This is a genomic window from Chryseobacterium sp. Leaf201 (assembly GCF_001421435.1).
Taxonomy (GTDB): Bacteria; Bacteroidota; Bacteroidia; order Flavobacteriales; family Weeksellaceae; genus Chryseobacterium.
In genome coordinates, this window is the sequence record NZ_LMKA01000084.1 from 15,147 (window position 1) to 31,624 (window position 16,478).

Annotated in this window: 14 protein-coding genes; 7 read left to right on the forward strand and 7 right to left on the reverse strand. The window is 40.0% G+C overall.

The window, feature by feature from the left end:
- Positions 1-11: 11 nt before the first annotated feature.
- Both ASE55_RS12710 and ASE55_RS12715 read left to right on the forward strand, forming a co-directional pair.
- The gene (locus ASE55_RS12710) at positions 12-236 is read left to right on the forward strand and encodes a hypothetical protein (RefSeq protein WP_128414565.1); all 225 of its coding nucleotides are present in this window, start codon (positions 12-14) and stop codon (positions 234-236) included.
- 83 nt (positions 237-319) lie between these two features.
- Positions 320-1,012, forward strand: a complete 693-nt coding sequence (locus ASE55_RS12715) for a hypothetical protein (RefSeq protein ID WP_056220196.1) — start codon at positions 320-322, stop codon at positions 1,010-1,012.
- Positions 1,013-1,174: 162 nt separating this feature from the next.
- On the opposite strand, the gene ASE55_RS12720 is transcribed toward ASE55_RS12715, so the two are convergent.
- A complete protein-coding gene (locus ASE55_RS12720) occupies positions 1,175-2,071 on the reverse strand; it encodes a DUF808 domain-containing protein (protein ID WP_056220199.1) in 897 nt (298 codons plus the stop codon).
- A 375-nt stretch (positions 2,072-2,446) separates the two neighbouring features.
- Between ASE55_RS12720 and ASE55_RS20765 the strand changes: the two genes are divergently transcribed.
- Together ASE55_RS20765 and ASE55_RS12725 are read left to right on the forward strand one after the other, a co-directional pair.
- A complete protein-coding gene (locus ASE55_RS20765; RefSeq protein WP_262483819.1) occupies positions 2,447-2,572 on the forward strand; it encodes a hypothetical protein in 126 nt (41 codons plus the stop codon).
- Between the two features lie 252 nt (positions 2,573-2,824).
- Complete coding sequence (locus ASE55_RS12725) at positions 2,825-3,694, forward strand: alpha/beta hydrolase (RefSeq protein WP_056220203.1); 870 nt, start codon at positions 2,825-2,827, stop codon at positions 3,692-3,694.
- A gap of 159 nt (positions 3,695-3,853) precedes the next feature.
- On the opposite strand, the gene ASE55_RS12730 is transcribed toward ASE55_RS12725, so the two are convergent.
- The 4 genes from ASE55_RS12730 to ASE55_RS12745 form a co-directional block, all read right to left on the reverse strand.
- The gene (locus tag ASE55_RS12730) at positions 3,854-4,561 is read right to left on the reverse strand and encodes a DedA family protein (protein WP_056220206.1); all 708 of its coding nucleotides are present in this window, start codon (positions 4,559-4,561) and stop codon (positions 3,854-3,856) included.
- 85 nt (positions 4,562-4,646) lie between these two features.
- Positions 4,647-5,759 (reverse strand): peptide chain release factor 2, encoded by a 1,113-nt coding sequence (gene prfB / locus ASE55_RS12735; RefSeq protein ID WP_056220209.1) that lies wholly within the window; start codon positions 5,757-5,759, stop codon positions 4,647-4,649.
- A gap of 61 nt (positions 5,760-5,820) precedes the next feature.
- Positions 5,821-6,312: a hypothetical protein gene (locus tag ASE55_RS12740; RefSeq protein ID WP_056220211.1), complete on the reverse strand. Its 492-nt coding sequence runs from the start codon at positions 6,310-6,312 to the stop codon at positions 5,821-5,823.
- A gap of 24 nt (positions 6,313-6,336) precedes the next feature.
- A complete protein-coding gene (locus ASE55_RS12745; protein ID WP_056220214.1) occupies positions 6,337-7,707 on the reverse strand; it encodes an AAA family ATPase in 1,371 nt (456 codons plus the stop codon).
- Positions 7,708-7,952: 245 nt separating this feature from the next.
- Here ASE55_RS12745 and ASE55_RS12750 point away from each other — a divergent pair, with 245 nt between their 5' ends.
- From ASE55_RS12750 to ASE55_RS12760, 3 genes are all read left to right on the forward strand, one after another.
- Positions 7,953-8,855, forward strand: coding sequence for an ABC transporter ATP-binding protein (locus ASE55_RS12750; protein WP_056220217.1), 903 nt, complete (start codon positions 7,953-7,955; stop codon positions 8,853-8,855).
- A gap of 2 nt (positions 8,856-8,857) precedes the next feature.
- The gene (locus ASE55_RS12755; protein WP_056220220.1) at positions 8,858-9,703 is read left to right on the forward strand and encodes an ABC transporter permease; all 846 of its coding nucleotides are present in this window, start codon (positions 8,858-8,860) and stop codon (positions 9,701-9,703) included.
- A 276-nt stretch (positions 9,704-9,979) separates the two neighbouring features.
- Positions 9,980-10,468, forward strand: coding sequence for a hypothetical protein (locus ASE55_RS12760; RefSeq protein WP_128414566.1), 489 nt, complete (start codon positions 9,980-9,982; stop codon positions 10,466-10,468).
- A 124-nt stretch (positions 10,469-10,592) separates the two neighbouring features.
- Here ASE55_RS12760 and msrB read toward each other — a convergent pair whose 3' ends face one another.
- Together msrB and ASE55_RS12770 are read right to left on the reverse strand one after the other, a co-directional pair.
- Positions 10,593-11,690, reverse strand: coding sequence for a peptide-methionine (R)-S-oxide reductase MsrB (gene msrB, locus ASE55_RS12765; protein ID WP_056220233.1), 1,098 nt, complete (start codon positions 11,688-11,690; stop codon positions 10,593-10,595).
- A gap of 524 nt (positions 11,691-12,214) precedes the next feature.
- A complete protein-coding gene (locus ASE55_RS12770; protein WP_056220225.1) occupies positions 12,215-16,414 on the reverse strand; it encodes a T9SS type B sorting domain-containing protein in 4,200 nt (1,399 codons plus the stop codon).
- Positions 16,415-16,478 lie beyond the last annotated feature (64 nt).

The following is a 16,478-nucleotide window of genomic DNA, read 5'->3' on the forward strand; positions in this document are numbered from 1 at the left end:
ACTGCGATTTCATGAAACGAGAGGTCGAAATTGATGATTCCTGTTACGCTGTTGCAGACGCAAAATATCCTGAGCCCGGTATGCAGTCTGAATTTATAAAATTATATGATGCCGCCTTTGATGCTGCCCATGCAAAATTCTCAAAACAGACCAACCTTACCGAAAAACAGCTGAATTATCTGGTCATATTTCACGCGTTTGATAAAAATGTTAGAAATCTCTGCGGAGTATTGTAAGTAATAACTTTTCCGGATTGGCTTTTATGTATCCATAAATATTAATTTATATTTGCCCAAACACCGGAATACGGACTGAATTAATGGATACAAAAGAAATATTTTTAAATGCCTGCCATGCAGTAGCAGATCAGCTTGAAGGTTTTGAAAGGTACAAAAACGGGCAGAGGCTTAAAAAAAGCGCATCAGATAAAGACATTTTCTTTGAGATTACTTTTCAGAGCAGCTCCATGAATCATTCTTCCCATATTATGATGATTCCGGATATGGCTGTTTATTCCAAAGCTTTAAAGAAATGGCAGATTAAGCATACCGGCAATGAGTTCAGCAACGGGTTAATTTACGGAAATCATCTCGGATATATTACCCCTCATCACACCTGGAAAAAATGGAATGTTGCCGGATTGAGTTTTGAAAAGTCAGTGAATGAGATTGCAGACCATATTAAAAAATATGTACTTCCTATATTTGATCTGTTCAATTCTAAGGAAAATGCCATTGGATTTCTTAAAAATAACGGGACAAGATTCAATACTTATACTGAAGATTCTTTAGGCCCGATTGATTTTTTATTATGCTGTTCTGATAAAGAAACGTCTGAACTGTTTTTCAACAATTATATCAGAAACAGCAGTCTTAAAAAGAAAATCCTGAGTTTTTATGAGAAATTAAAAACTGAAGAACATATTGGTCTTAACCATTCGGAGTTTGTGGATGCGAGACCTGTTAAATTGGCGTATCTCAATAATCTTTCGATAGATGAATCCATCAAGTGATAGATTTTAAAATACCATAAAGCTGTTCAATAAGTTAATAAAGACAGGAACAGTAAAATCTCTCTTTACAACTTTATACAAAAAATAAAGCTTATGAATGCAGGACTATCCGGATGCATTCATAAGCTCTGTTATTTTAATCTAAAGGAATTAATTGACTAATTATCCCCGTAACAAACTGTAGATTTTCTTTCCGATGGTAAAAAGAGCAACGGCAAGCAATCCTCCAGCAAGTCCAAGAATGATTTCTTTTAAAATCGTAAGAATTTCACTGGAAGACCAAGATGGTAAAAAGTGGTGAAAATAATCTATTCTGTGGGCAAAAATACCGCCGGCCACCATAATTAAAGCAATCGTACCGATTACTCCCAACGCTTTGATCACAATCGGTAAAGCCTTTACCAGTAAATGCCCCAGTTGCCCGAAGAACCCTTTATCATTGCTTTTTTTAATCAGTTTAAATCCGGCATCATCCATTCTCACAATCAGAGCAACAATTCCGTATACTCCCACGGTAGCAATAAATGCCACTAAGCTCGTTACTAAGATCTGGGTAATGAAAGGATGGCTTTCTTCCAGCACCGTTCCCAGAGCAATAATTACAATCTCAATTGACAGGATAAAATCTGTGGTTACCGCTGATTTGATCTTTGCTTTTTCTACTTCTTCAGAGTTTTTGTCTTCTTCCTTAATTTCTTCCACCACTTCATGGCCTTCCTTTTCACGGTGAAAAAGGAATTCTATAATTTTTTCAACTCCCTCGAAAGCCAGGTACAGGCCTCCCAGAATCAGTACATAATTAATGGCGGGAGCATAGAGCCAGTTGAGCAGGAATACAACAGGCAGAATAATTAATTTGTTAATAAAAGAACCTTTTGTAATGGCCCATAATACCGGAATCTCTCTCGATGCGAGGAAACCTGTTGCTTTTTCAGCATTTACTGCAAGGTCATCACCGAGGATTCCTGCTGTTTTTTGTGTTGCTATCTTACTGGTAACCGCTACATCGTCCATCAAAGCAGCGATATCATCCAAAATTGCAAAAAAACCAGATGCCATACGTTTTTAATATTTTTTTTAATAGTTGTTAAAGGCAAAAATAATTATTTAATTCGACTTATTGTATGATTATATCAGGTTTTAAGAGAAATCAAAATAAGTTCCCGGTTAAATATGAGTTCAGAATTTCTTTCACTGATGAATTGATCTCAATGACAATGAAATACTGTTCTGTGAAACGATCACAATCAAAGTATCTATTTAACATTCAATATTCTTTGTTATCAAAAAAGAGACCTAAATAAATCTCATGAGAATTTTTATCCTGTTTCTGTTACTGATGTCCTGTTCTTCTTTCTCACAGACCCGATATTTTGGGTTTATCAAAAACCAACAAAACAATGGTTGTTTCAGATTACAATTCATTAGAAGTTATTGCTAATCCCTGTTAGTGAAGATCGACATGAAATGGTGACTTTCGGTGACGGCTCGGCAGCATCTATTGCCAATATGGTAAACAGAACGGCTCATGAAATTAATGTTATTGATCTTAAAATTTAAAACCGGAAAAATTAGGCTTTTATGTCCTGTACTCCCAATTATGTTTCGGTGATTGACCTGACCACCATGGAAGTTGTAAAAAAACCGGATAACGGCGGAGGGCCAATGGGATTACGATGGCTGTTTTAAGATAATTCAGTCATCCCGGGCTTCATTTCCAATGAATTCAGACTGCTTTCCTGAACGAAGAATGATGCTAAAAATCATCTGGTGAAATTTAATTGTAAGCTCAATTTTCGATACCTTTATTCTATGAAAAAGCTGATTCTCAAATACCATTTTTTTGTTTTAGGCTTAATTGGCTTTGTCCTCAATTCATGCAATACCAGATTCCGGGTCTGGGTGGGAACCGATAATGAACAGAAAATTTACAACTTAACATACGGCGACCATAAAAAACAGAAGATGGACGTTTTTCTTCCGTCTGATTATGCCAAAGATGCTCCGGTCGTCTTGATTGTCCATGGCGGTGCCTGGACGCTGGGAAAGAAAGAACACATGATCCAGGTTCAGAAAATGCTTTTCAAAAATAACATCCCGAGCATTAATATGAATTACAGGCTGGTTTCAAAATCAAAAAAAATCACCTACAGGCAGCAGCTGGAAGATATCCAGTCTGTGATTGCGAAATTCAATGAACTGGCCGGGAAAGCTGAGCTGCAGCCTGACAATTATATTATTCTGGGAGAAAGTTCCGGCGGGCACCTGGCTTTGTTATACGGATACCAGCATCCGGATCAGATTAAAAAAATTATTTCGTTGAGCGGCCCGACTGATTTTTATTCCCCGGACTACCTGAGTTCTTTTTATTCCAAATATTCTTCTCCTACGATCCAGAAAATGATCGGCGAAAAATTTCACCGTCAGGATCTGTCTGAAGAATTCAGAAAAGCAAGTCCGATTTACAATGTTTCCCCGGTCCCGACCTTATTTTTCCAGGGCACCACCGATTTTCTCGTAAACCGGAAACAGGGATTGGCTTTGGATTCGGTATTGACTGCACAAAACATTCCCCACAGATTTATCTATATGAAGAGAACCGGGCATGTACCTAGGTTTTTCAGTAAAAAGAAACGGGACAGCATTATTTATCCCAATATTTTAGAGTGGATTATACGTTGAGAGGTTAGAAATCAGAAATTAGATGTTAGAGGCTGGTTTTTCAGGCCTGTTTCATTCTGACGAAGAAAAGATATGTTTATTATTTGAAGTCGTATGTCTATTATCAAAAAAATAACCCGCTTCTGAAAGCAGGTTATCTGTATTGTTATGTAGTAATTCTTATTTGTTATCCTCGTCGAAATTGTGGTTTTCATACTTGGAAAAGTCTTCCTTTTTCCCGAACAGGAACTTGATGATTACCGGCACCGTGGTTATCAAAACGATCACGATGATAATTAATTCCAGTTTCTTTTTGAGGTCAATCTGAAACTGGTCCATGAACAGTTTATCCAGGTAATGTCCCGCAAAGATCAGTAAAAACGACCACAGCACCCCGCCGATGACATTGTCTCTGAGAAACTCTTTTTTATCCATCCTTACAATCCCTGCAACAATGGGCGTGAACGTTCTCACTACCGGTAAAAACCTTGCCATGATAATGGCCAATGCACCGTTTTTCTCAAAGAAATCATGCGCCTGGTACAGGTACTTTTTCTTGAACAGCATGGTATCTCTCTTTCTGTAAAGGGCGGGGCCGGCTTTACGTCCGAAATAATAGCCTACTTCATTACCGATGATTGCAGCAACGGACACACATGAAGCCAGGATCGTGGTATCTAAAAAATCGCTGCCTGTAGACCCGAAAGTCTCGGCAATAATTTTAACCGCATAAATCCCCGATACGAAAAGCAAAGAGTCTCCAGGAAGAAAGAACCCTATAAACAGGCCGGTTTCAGCAAAAACAATAAATAAAATCAACCAAAAACCACCGTTGTTTATATAAAATTCCGGGTTTAATAAATCTTTCCAGTTATTGAAATCTTCCATACACTTTGATAAGCAACAAAAATAAGCTTAATAAAGATCAAAAGGAAATTTATTATAAGATTTTAACTAAATTTAAATATGGCTTTTATAACTCCATGTCATCATCGGAAACCGCCGTCCCGTCAGCCATCAGAAACGCTTTGAGGAATGGCGTAAGATTTCCGTTCATCACAGAATCAACATCCGAAGTCTCAAATCCGGACCGGACATCTTTTACCAGTTTGTAAGGGTGCATAACGTAGTTTCTGATCTGGCTTCCCCACTCTATTTTCATCTTGCTGGCTTCAATTTCATTACGGGCTTTCAGGCGCTCTTCCAGTTCCATTTCATATAATCTGGAACGGAGCAACTGCATGGCTTTTTCTTTATTCTGAAGCTGGGAACGCGATTCTGAGTTTTCGATGATAATCCCTGTCGGAGCGTGGCGTAGACGCACGGCCGTTTCCACCTTGTTTACATTCTGCCCTCCTGCTCCGGAAGACCTCATGGTTTCAAATGAAATATCAGCCGGATTGATGTTGATTTCAATTGTATCATCCACCAGCGGATATACGTACACCGAAACAAAGCTCGTATGGCGCTTGGCATTGGAATCGAAAGGCGAGATCCTTACCAGCCTGTGTACCCCGTTTTCCCCTCTCAGGTATCCGAAGGCAAACTCGCCTTCAATTTCAAGGGTTACGGTTTTCACCCCGGCCACATCCCCTTCCTGGAAGTTCAGTTCACGGATTTTATAGCCCTGCTTTTCTGCCCACATGGTGTACATCCTCATCAGCATGGAAGCCCAGTCGCAACTTTCCGTGCCTCCCGCTCCGGCTGTGATCTGAAGAACGGCAGAAAGTTCGTCGCCTTCATTGGAAAGCATATTTTTAAATTCCAGGTCTTCAATCTTCTCCACGAGCTTCGGGAAATTTTCGTCCAGCTCTTTTTCGGAATCCGGGTCTTCTCTGGCAAATTCCACCAGAACCTGTAGGTCTTCAAACTGGGTTTTGATTTCGTCATAGGCTTCCACCCATTTTTTCTTTGAACGGAGCTGCTTCAGAAATACCTCCGCGGTTTTAGGATTGTCCCAAAATTCCGGTGCGGCAGTTTTTTCATCGTCATTGGCAATTTCTATCTTCTTTTTTTCAATCTGAAGATATTTATGCAGGTCATCAATTCTGGATTGAACTTCTTTTATATGGTCGTTGTTAATCACGAATGTTTATTTTTACAAAAATAAGAAAATTTTATTCCAATATTCTTTCTTGCGGACCCGGTTATTGGTCAATCATACCTTCTGCTTCAAAAATTTTACTGAGATCTTTTTTTGATCTTCCGCTTTCTACTTTAAAACCCACCAATACCATCAGATAGCCAAAAAACAACATGAATAAAGGAAGGAATGTTTCAAAAGACCATTCTGCATTAGAAGAAATCTGGACAATAAAAAAAAGAAATGCCATGGAGCACCAGAATATTGTAAATAAAATCACAAAAAGATTAAGCCCCATCTTAACTTCAATCCGCACCGTATTGTTGCTCTGTTGAAATTTTCCTTCAATTTCGGGCTGAAAGGAATTTCTGTATTTTAAAATCCTGCTGATCTCAAATGTATTATCATTACGAACATGTCCTTTATATTGCTTTATGGAATGCGTACGGATTATTCGAAACTTCTTTGTTTCAACGCGTTCGGAAAGCCTTGTGAATATTTCCTGCTCAGACAGATCTGTTATATAGATCAGGTGTTCAAAGGGTATAAATTTCATAAATATACAGGCGCACTAATCATACTAAACCTTTTTTGCTCCTGTATTTTTGTCTTCTTCGTCATTATGATGGAACCCGATGCCCCTTCTCGGTTCTTCTACGGCTTTATAGGAATCCAGCTCGGTTTTAAGGCTGTGCATCCTGTATTGGAACTGGTCTGCATTATGGGCGGCTGCATTTCTTAAGAAAACGGCAATCTGGTCCAGGTATTCACTTGTCAGTTTTCCGGCGGCATCTCTCAGGGCGGCGTCCAGAAGAGGCTGATCAATCTTCAGGCTTTCGTTCCTGGTTTTATAATACTGATGCTTGATGCGTTTTTTAAGGCTTTGTGTAAAATCAATCAGCATGGTGTTGCTGAATACTTTCATTTTGGATGACACATCATGCCAGAAAGGGATGTGGTCCGCTTTGTTGTTTTTTAAAATTTTATATAACAGGGAATCTTTCTCCAGGTTTTTGGTCATTGCATACAGGATAATCTCAGAACGCTCCGCAAGATTGGGAGGGAATACGGGAATCATGACATCAAATCTTCCGGGCGCCATTATTTCTTCATCAATATCTGAGACAGAAGTGGCGGAACCTACCATCAGGACATCTTCCTGTTCAAATTTTGAAATATAATGCAGGATGACTTCCTGGGTTTCCAGGTTGCATGAAGCGATGTTTTTATCAGCTTTTCTGGCCATCATAATCTCATCGAAATCCGTAAGAAACAGCAATACTTTGTCTTCTTCCATCATGTTCACCAGAAAATCATTAAAATCTGTTTGGTTTCCGTCTACGAAAGAGGTTCCCAGGTAATGTTTTTTCACCTCCTTAAACTGATAACCGATGATTTCCGCGATCTTCTTCGCCCAGAAAATCTTTCCGCTTCCCGGAGGCCCGTACAAAATGATCCCTGCCGGCCTGTTGATTCCCCAATCCCTGATCTGCTGCGGATTGATAAAGGGTTCCAGAACACCGGAAATGTAGAAAAACAAATCCCGGTACCCGATAAAATCCCTTTTGTGCAGGCTGGTGGTATGCCCGAAATAATTGTAGACAAACTGATAATTCCCGCCCAGCTTGTTATCAATTCCATAGCTTGAAACCGAGGATTTGAAAAACCCGTTATCAAAAATATTCGGGGCTGTTTCCTTAATGGCTTCTTCAACTTTCTCTTTCGGCTGGTTGATCTTATCCGCAATCTGTCCGGCTGTTTTTTCTTTACCGAGATCTTTTTCATAACGCCTTAAAAAATCTATGTTTTCGCGGGCGAATTTTTCAAAATCTTTTTTTACTTCAAAATTTGTACTGATGCATTCACCCAGCTCAAGATCAAAATCCTGGATAAACTGTTTTATAGCTTCGGCGGAAACATGAAGTTCTTCAGCCAGTTTAATCAATTTCATAATAACCTGTTAATATTATAAATATAATGATTTTTGAGAAATCTGAAGAAGGTTTCTGCTGTCCGGATACAATAAATTTAGACGGGCACCTTATGGATATGGTTTTCAAGGCTTAAAATTACAGACAATGGAGCTGGCTTAAAAACATTCATATTCAAAAACACATAATGTTCTGAAAAGTATTATCAGTCAGTTTTGTAACAATTCACCACCCGCAGAGACTATTATAGGGTAAAACAAATTACATGGAAAAAATTTTATCTGTCAAGAATCTGACTAAAAAATTCAAGAGAACCGTAGTCAACAACATCTCTTTTGATGTGGAGCGGGGCAATGTTTACGGACTCCTGGGTCCGAACGGAAGCGGGAAATCCACCACGTTCGGCATGCTGCTTTCTACCATTAACCCTACAAGCGGCGAATGGTACTGGTTCGGGAAAAAAGGAACGGATCCTGATACTTTGAAAAAAATCGGGGCCATTATTGAACAGCCGAATTTCTACCCTTACCTGAGCGCGGAAACCAACCTTAAAATTGTAGCGGAAATCAAGGAAACCCCTCAGCATAGGATTGATGAAGTTCTGCAGACCGTAGGTTTACTGGAGCGTAAAAAAGATGCTTTCAAAACTTTTTCCCTGGGAATGAAACAGCGTCTTGCGATTGCTTCTGCCATGCTTAATAACCCCGAAGTGATGATTCTGGACGAACCTACAAACGGGCTTGATCCGGAAGGGATCATCCAGATCCGTGAGATCATCAGCAATATTGCAAAACAGGGCATTACGATTATCATTGCGAGCCACCTGCTGGATGAAATTGAAAAAATATGCAGCCATGTGATTGTTCTGAAAGAAGGAAATTCCCTTTATTGCGGCCGTGTTGATGAAATGACGGCCAACAATGGTTTCTTTGAATTAAAAGCAGATAATAATGTCTTATTGATGAGTGCACTGGAAGAGCTTCAGTGGTTTACGGCCGTAAAACAGGACGGCGATATCCTGAAAGCCCAGATCCGTGATGATGCTTCTATTTCAGCTTCCAACCTGAATCAGAAACTGGCTGAAAAAGGGATCTTCCTGTCCCATTTAACCAAGAAAAAAATGTCCTTAGAATCCCAATTCCTTGAACTTGTAAAAAACACAAAATAATCATGACGAAACTATTAAAACTGGAATACTATAAAAATCTGAATTACAGGCCATTCAAGATTTTTACAGCGCTTTACTTTGCGATTCTTATTGCACTGCTTTTCATCGGACTGGTGGATTTTGACCTTTTCGGGGGAACCATCAACCTGAAAGAACAGGGCATTTATAATTTCCCGGAGATATGGAATTTCACGACCTGGATTGTTGCGCTGTTAAAAATATTCCTGGGGCTGATCATTGTTTTTTCCATTTGTCAGGAATTCAGCAACCGGATGTTCAAGCAGAATACGATTGACGGACTGAGCAGAAAAGAATTCATCAGCTCCAAACTGCTGACCATCGCTATTTTCACCATTGTTTCTACGGTAGTGGTATTTGCGATCACCATGTTTCTGGGATACCAATATTCCAAAACAACCGACTCCGAAACGGTTTTCAGTGAAATTTTCTTCATCGGAAATTATTTTGTAAAACTGTTTACGTTTTTCTGCTTCCTGATGTTCCTTTCCATTCTCCTGAGAAAATCGGTATTTGTTTTTCTTGCGCTGTTCGTGTTCTGGATTGTTGAAGGGATTTTAACGGCGGTGGAAGTATTTACCAAAGTGAAAGGAATGCAGGGCCCTCAGAGAAATGATGTGCTGCAGAATGACTTTTTTATTACCCATATTTTACCGCTGGAAAGTATGTCAAGCCTGATCCCCAATCCGTTGATGAGGCTGAATATGGCCAAGATGATGGGCATGAAATATGAATTCCACTACCCTACGGAAAGCATGATCGCGTGTCTGGTATGGTGTGCAATCTTTATCTTCGGATCATACTGGATTTTAAGAAAAAGAGACTGGTAGTTTTGAATAAAAATTAAGAATTAAATATTACCTTCATATCGAAGATTGTTTTTGAAAGTGGTCCGGTTTCCGGATCGCTTTTTTTGTGCAGAAAAATGAACGGATTGAATTTTTCAGTATTTTTATGAAAACAATATCCATGAGAAAAATATTTGATGTTGCGGGACTGATCAGAGCTTTGCTGATCCCTGTTTTATTCTGGTATTATGGAAGTCAAGGGTTCATACGCCATATACAGTGATAGATTTAGGAATTTATGCAAAAATCAGAAAAGGAATGAAAAACTCCATTGCCAGCTTTGAACCATTTAGAAACTGGAATTACAAAAAGATTATTGTTCAACCCAATAGTGCTCTGCGAAATCAGCAATATTATGTTTCTGAATTAAAAAAGCTTCAGGCAAGAAATGAAAAAGAAACAGGAATTGAATTTGTGATCGGGGATAAAAATAATTATCAGGATTTTATTGCTTTAATTGATGCCATGAAGTTGGCAAATCAGGAAACTTATGGAGTTGATGCGGAAAAAACCCATCATTTTTTTGCTGTTCATATGTGTAAAAATCCGAATGAAAAAACAACCCCTGATACTGTCTGCGGTAGAGTTATAGAAGGCGAATATTATAAAGAAAAAGCATCTTTAAATTTATTTAAACCAGAAGCTTTTATTAATCACATTCCAAAGCAATCTTATTATGTCATTTTCGGATTCCTTTTATTTTTAAATATCTCCATGTTAATTAAAGAAAGATTTCAGCTGCAATAATCTGAAATAAAAAACCTTCATTCTACCACATTTTCCCGTACTGAATGATCAACAGTAGTTATAAAAAAGACTGCCCCTAAGGCAGTCCTGCAATCACTCACACTTTCACTTAAACACTATAATATTATTTTTTATCCAACAGAGCAATATATTCTCCATATCCTTTTGCTTTCATTTCTGCTTTCGGGACAAACTTCAGCGAAGCACTGTTGATGCAGTATCTGAGTCCGCCTTTCTCTTCCGGCCCGTCATTAAAAACGTGTCCCAAATGGGCATCCCCGGTTTTGCTTCTTACCTCAACCCTCGTCATTCCGGCAGTCTTGTCTAATTTTTCTTCCACCAGTTTTTTGGTAATCGGCTTGGAAAAGCTTGGCCATCCGCAGCCGGATTCAAACTTGTCTGTAGAAATAAATAACGGTTCTCCCGTGGTAATATCCACATAGATCCCTTCACGGGTTTCATCCCAGTATTCATTTTTAAAAGGCATCTCAGTACCGTTTTCCTGGGTTACATTATACTGTTCTGAAGTCAGTTTATCTTTTAAAACCTTTTTATCCGGCTTCTGGTATGTTGTTTCCTTTTTCGGAAGCGGGTTCGCATTTCTTGCCATTTCAAAAAGTCCCGGTTCAATATGGCAGTATCCACCCGGATTTTTATCCAGGTAATCCTGGTGATAATCTTCCGCTTTGTAGAAATTTTTTAAAGCAACCGTTTCCACAACAACCGGCTTACTGTAATTCCTGGCTAATTTTTCAACTTCCGACTTAACAATCGCCTGGGTTTCTTTATCCGTAGTATAAATCCCTGTCCTGTACTGGTTTCCCCTGTCATTTCCCTGCTTGTCGATGCTGGTAGGGTCAATTGTCTTAAAATACAGATCGATCAGCAGTTTTACATCAACCTGTTCGGGATCATATTTTACTTTTACCGTTTCCGCAAAACCTGTTGTATGGCTTACCACCTCTTCATAAGTCGGGTTTTTGGTATTTCCATTGGCATATCCCACCTCGGTTCCCGTTACCCCGCGAACCTGCTGGAAAAAGTGTTCAGTTCCCCAGAAACATCCTCCTGCAAAATAAATTTCCTTCACATTTTTATTGTCCATAACGTTCTCATTTTCTCTTGTATTTTCAGCTGTCTTCATTCTTTTTGAATCTCCGCAACCTGCGGCAAAAACAGCTATTCCCAGAATAACTCCGAAAAATACCAATATGTTCTTCATTTTTATTTTTTTATTCATTTTCATTTATAATCTTAAAGGATAACAGTAATCCCGTTGTCTGTCCTCAGCATTTATTAGATGCAGATTTGCCCTGAATGTTAAGAACTTTACAATGATGCTATCTATCATAACGATAGGTTACCCATTACGGTCGTGCTTAATAATATATACGGAAAACAAAGGAAAACGGTTTTACATAATCCTTTTTTTAATGGAATTAAGAACCTGCCTGAGTTTATCTGAAAAAATAATTTTCCACTGATTTTTTAAATTCATCAGATTCAAAATCATAAATCTTCGGGAATAGCTTTTTATCAATTTCAGAACTGAGTCTTAAAAGAATTTTACAAGGTTCTTTTAAAAGATAAATTCAAAACTGATCAACGGCTTGGAAACCCGGCAGTATCAAATTGCAAATGCTGACTAATTCAATTTTTGAAAAATATATGTTTGAATTGTGCATCTGTGAGACTGAAAATAAAAACCTCACAGGATTGAAACCTGTGAGGTGAAAATTTCCGGTATTAATTATTGTTTTTAACCAATATCCAGCCTGTAAATGATCTTCCGTCCGGAAGGGTGATCACGTACCAGTAACTTGAAGTCGGGATTGCCCTGCCTTTCATGGTTCCGTCCCAGAAAAACTGTGTACCCGAGCTCTGTTCAAAAACAACCATCTGGTAACGGTCGAATATTTTAACATTGGACATCTTCCCGCCGAAAACATGAAGGTTCTTCACAATCCAGTGGTCATTCATGCCGTCTCCGTTCGGGGTAATGGCATTTTTAATATCCAATACAACGCCCTGCTGCTTTACAATACAGTCACTGTCTGCATATTTCACATAGAACGTGGTAATTCCCGTCGGCAGATTATAGAATGTATTGGTTGCCTGCCAGGTAATACCGTCGATAGAATACAGGATCGTCTGTAGACCGGTTGCGTGCACCACAGCATTATTCCCGTTAAATTCAAGGTTCTTGATGACAGGAACATCATAATGCTTGATCTCGAAAGTATCCGTATAAGAACATCCGTTGCTTGCGGTTACCGTAAGCGTGTAAGTCCCGACAGCCGTAATTCCGGTAATCGTATCGGTTGTGGAAACCACCTGCCCTGAAGGATTGGTCCAGACATAATTTGTAATCGTGTAGCCTTCGATATTTACCGTATAATCCAGTGAACCTTCCGGACAGAAATACAGCGTCGGGATATCGAATACAGGCGTCGGCTTCAGTGATAACTTAATTTCCGCTACATTCGGACATAAGCCGGGAACACTTATTTTCACATACACGGTGTTTGAGCCTGTGGTTTGATTATACGTAAAATTTGAAGGGGCAGCAATCGCATTGGTTCCTGCATTCAGATCTGCCAAAGACGGATAATAGGTGAATGTGGCATTGGTCCCGGAATAGATCTGGGTCTGGAACTGGGTTAAATTCACGATTTCAATTCCGTCATTTGCCGTATCACATACCGCAAGCTGCAAAGGCCCGCCATTCTGCAGTGTCACTTTATTTCCCAATATGAAACTGACCTCGGCAATGTCATCACAGCCCGGAATATTCTGGACTTTCACCCAAATCTGAGCCGGAAACGGATTGGCTGTAAAATTCGCCGGATTGGCAATAGGATTAACTCCGTTCTGGGCATCCTGCTGAGACAGATAGAAGGTAAATGTATTGGCAGGATTCGGGATATCCACCATGAGATTGGTAAAATTCAAAAGGTTCACCTCATAGCTTCCGTCCAGGTTTTCATCGCATACCGTAATGGTGGAATTGATGGCCTTCGGCGGGAAATAGGTATTCAGCTGGATGGGTGCTACCGAGTAACATCCCGTTGTATTCGACTGGAACCTTGCCCATACCTGAACAGAAGAAATATTTGTCGTCACCGTGGTCCCGATCTGATTGGCCGGGTTCCCTGCATTGGCTTCTGCTGCCGTATTGTAGTATGAAACCGTCATATTTGACAGCGGATAGGTATTCTGGGAAGCTATAAACAGTTGGGAAACCGCATTATTCAGCTGAAAAGTTTCACTTAAATTAAAATCTTCATCACAGGTACTGAGCGTAGCGCTGTTCAGAACCACCGGCGGCAAAAACGTCATCTGGATGTTGAGCTGTGCTGCGGAAAAACATTCGCTGTTGTTAAATTTAACCCTTACATACACGGTGGCACTTCCTGCTGAAACCACAAACTGGGTAGGGTCCGTAATCTGATCAGAAAAAGTATGGGTAGCCGCATTGTAATTAAGATAATACGTAAAACTTACATTTGAACCTGTGTAAATCTGAGGCTGCGCCTGGGTCAGGTTATATATTTCAGTATTGTCATTGTTATTGTCGCAGATATTGTTCAGCGTAATTGTCACCGGGGAATTTACTGCCGGCGTTGAGGTTAAACCCAGCGTAACCGGATAAACCTGCTGACAGTTGTAAGAATTGATCTTTACGAAAATCTGCTGCGTTCCGGTTAAAATTATGGTGGTTACCGGGTTACTTCCGTTTGCCGCATCCGCGGATGTCAGGTAATACGTTATGCCGGCATTCTGGTTTCCTGCAATAGATGATGAAAACTGAGACAGCGTTACGTTCTCGGAATTGTCATTATTAAAATCACAAACCGTAAAATTATTCTGAACGGCTACCGGATGTACCAGATTAACGGTAATCGGACGGATCGTATAACAGTCATCTGCAATTTCAAACCGTACAAAATAAGTCTGGGTCACAAAATTACCGTTGGTTGTGATCGTCTGGTTCGGGCTGATGGGGCTTAAACCCAAGCCGGCAGCCGGATAAGTGGCATAAAATTCTGTAACCGGAACGGTAGCCGGAGCAACCAGCATTCCGGCGGAAAGCGTATTTAAATTAATGCTGATATCGTCTGTCCCGTTAAAACAGATGTACTCGTTTTTTTCATTGGCCAGAATTTTATTGAACGTCACATTCATATTCACGATTGCTACAGCAAAACAGCCGTTCGGAATCTGAACCCTGACATAAATGGTATAAATTCCTTCTTTAATAGTATTTAAACCGGAACCTAAGCCGGAAAATGCTTCATCATAGGTATTGTAAGCCGCAAAAACAGCTCCCGGCTGCGAGGAAATAAGCGGACCTATGGTTAAAGGATAATCAAACGGTTCCTGGTTATCTGCATTGATGTCACAAATGGAATACGTAAAAGTGATCGGTGAATTCATATTCACCCCCGGCCTGAACTGGAACTGTACAGGTCCTAAAATATAGGTACAGTTCGCCTCCTGAAGCCTTACCCAAAGCTGTGTTCCCGTGGTAATATTGGCAGCAGTAATGGCATTGACATTATTCTGTGCATTGGACTGGCTTGCATAATAGGAAATCCCGGCCGTTCCCGGTGCAAAAAGCTCTGTATTCAGGAGATTCAGATTATAATTCTGTTCTACACCGTCATTATTGGTATCACATAATTCTACGGTATTTTTAAGCAGACTTTTACTCAGAAGATTTAAAGTCAGTACTGCCACCCGGTAACATGCAGGAACACTGGGATTCTGGATTCTCGCATACAGCACGGCATTCGCTGTTAGCGTAAAATTATTCGGTAATGGATTGACATTGTTCTGTGCATCCTGCAGGCTGATATGAAAACTGAAGGTAAAATTAGCCGGATTCTGGGTCGTCAGATTAGCTTGAAAACTGTTCAGCGTAAGGTTTACCGCTGCATTGCCACAGAAATTCTGCGTATAATTTTTTGCTGCCGGATAGGTAGGATCAAAAGTCACCGGAAAATCATCCGTGAATGTCAGATCGCTGTTTCCGCAGATATTGAATTTCACATTGGCCGTATACACCTCATTCTGGGTTGGGCATACCGTAGTCTGGATCCCGGCAGCGACAGTCTGTCCTGCAGAATTCGTCCAGGTCACCTGCGGCTGGATTACATTTCCAACCGGGTTGAATCTCCATCCCTCCTGTAAAGCCTGCCATACGCCTGTATTTCTATTGGCAGGAGAAACGCCCTGTGTTCCGTTGCTGTTGATTACTCCGATCAGTGCATTTTCAAACTTTCTGGTCGGGCACGGTGTGAGTTTTTTATCCACAAAAACGTCGATAACATTTGTGGTTTCATGCAGTACAATCTGCGAGGAAGAGCGGTCTGTACATCCCGCTACTCTTCCGTCATAAAAACTGATCACAAATTTCCGGTAAGGTGCCGTTCCGACGGTTGAATAATAAATTTCCGAAGAATCCGCTGAAGAAAAAACCAGATCATGATATACTCCGAAGATAGAGTTTTTCGGAAGATTGGCACTTGGGTTCGGCCACTGGATATTCGGGTAATTGATATTCCCTAGCTGGCTAAGATCAAAAGTAACCATTCCGTTTGACCCTACGACAAGCGCTTCAAAATACTGGTTGTAGAAACAGAATTTAAAAGGCAGATCAAGCTTTACAGCAAAAAGGTCATCGTAATTTGCATTCAGGGAAGTTCCCTGATTCATCGCCACGGGAGGGTTGTAGGTTTCCTGTGTTACCTCATAATTGAGGGTCTGTTTCAGCACGGGATATTCAGCATGCAGGGTAATACATCCGTTTGCATCTAAACCGTTGTTACAGGTAACATTAATACTTTCGTTTCCTGCTGTATCTTTCACTTTAATATCTAAAGGAGTCTGGGAAAGGCCGTAAAACCCGATAAATATACCTATAAATTGTAAAAATTTCTCCATAAAATTAGTCACTATCTGTTGATAAATTTAGTAATTTTAATTGTATAATTCTCAAATATAAATA

Bases quoted from the DNA above. Each gene is read 5' to 3' on its own strand.
- ASE55_RS12715 (WP_056220196.1), top strand. From the start codon at position 320: ATGGATACAAAAGAAATATTTTTAAATGCCTGCCATGCAGTAGCAGAT.
- ASE55_RS12730 (WP_056220206.1), bottom strand. From the start codon at position 4,561: ATGGAAGATTTCAATAACTGGAAAGATTTATTAAACCCGGAATTTTAT.
- ASE55_RS12760 (WP_128414566.1), top strand. From the start codon at position 9,980: ATGAAAAACTCCATTGCCAGCTTTGAACCATTTAGAAACTGGAATTAC.
- ASE55_RS12750 (WP_056220217.1), top strand. From the start codon at position 7,953: ATGGAAAAAATTTTATCTGTCAAGAATCTGACTAAAAAATTCAAGAGA.
- msrB (WP_056220233.1), bottom strand. From the start codon at position 11,690: ATGAAGAACATATTGGTATTTTTCGGAGTTATTCTGGGAATAGCTGTT.
- ASE55_RS12710 (WP_128414565.1), top strand. From the start codon at position 12: ATGAAACGAGAGGTCGAAATTGATGATTCCTGTTACGCTGTTGCAGAC.
- ASE55_RS12720 (WP_056220199.1), bottom strand. From the start codon at position 2,071: ATGGCATCTGGTTTTTTTGCAATTTTGGATGATATCGCTGCTTTGATG.
- ASE55_RS12740 (WP_056220211.1), bottom strand. From the start codon at position 6,312: ATGAAATTTATACCCTTTGAACACCTGATCTATATAACAGATCTGTCT.
- ASE55_RS12770 (WP_056220225.1), bottom strand. From the start codon at position 16,414: ATGGAGAAATTTTTACAATTTATAGGTATATTTATCGGGTTTTACGGC.
- ASE55_RS12725 (WP_056220203.1), top strand. From the start codon at position 2,825: ATGAAAAAGCTGATTCTCAAATACCATTTTTTTGTTTTAGGCTTAATT.
- ASE55_RS12745 (WP_056220214.1), bottom strand. From the start codon at position 7,707: ATGAAATTGATTAAACTGGCTGAAGAACTTCATGTTTCCGCCGAAGCT.
- ASE55_RS12755 (WP_056220220.1), top strand. From the start codon at position 8,858: ATGACGAAACTATTAAAACTGGAATACTATAAAAATCTGAATTACAGG.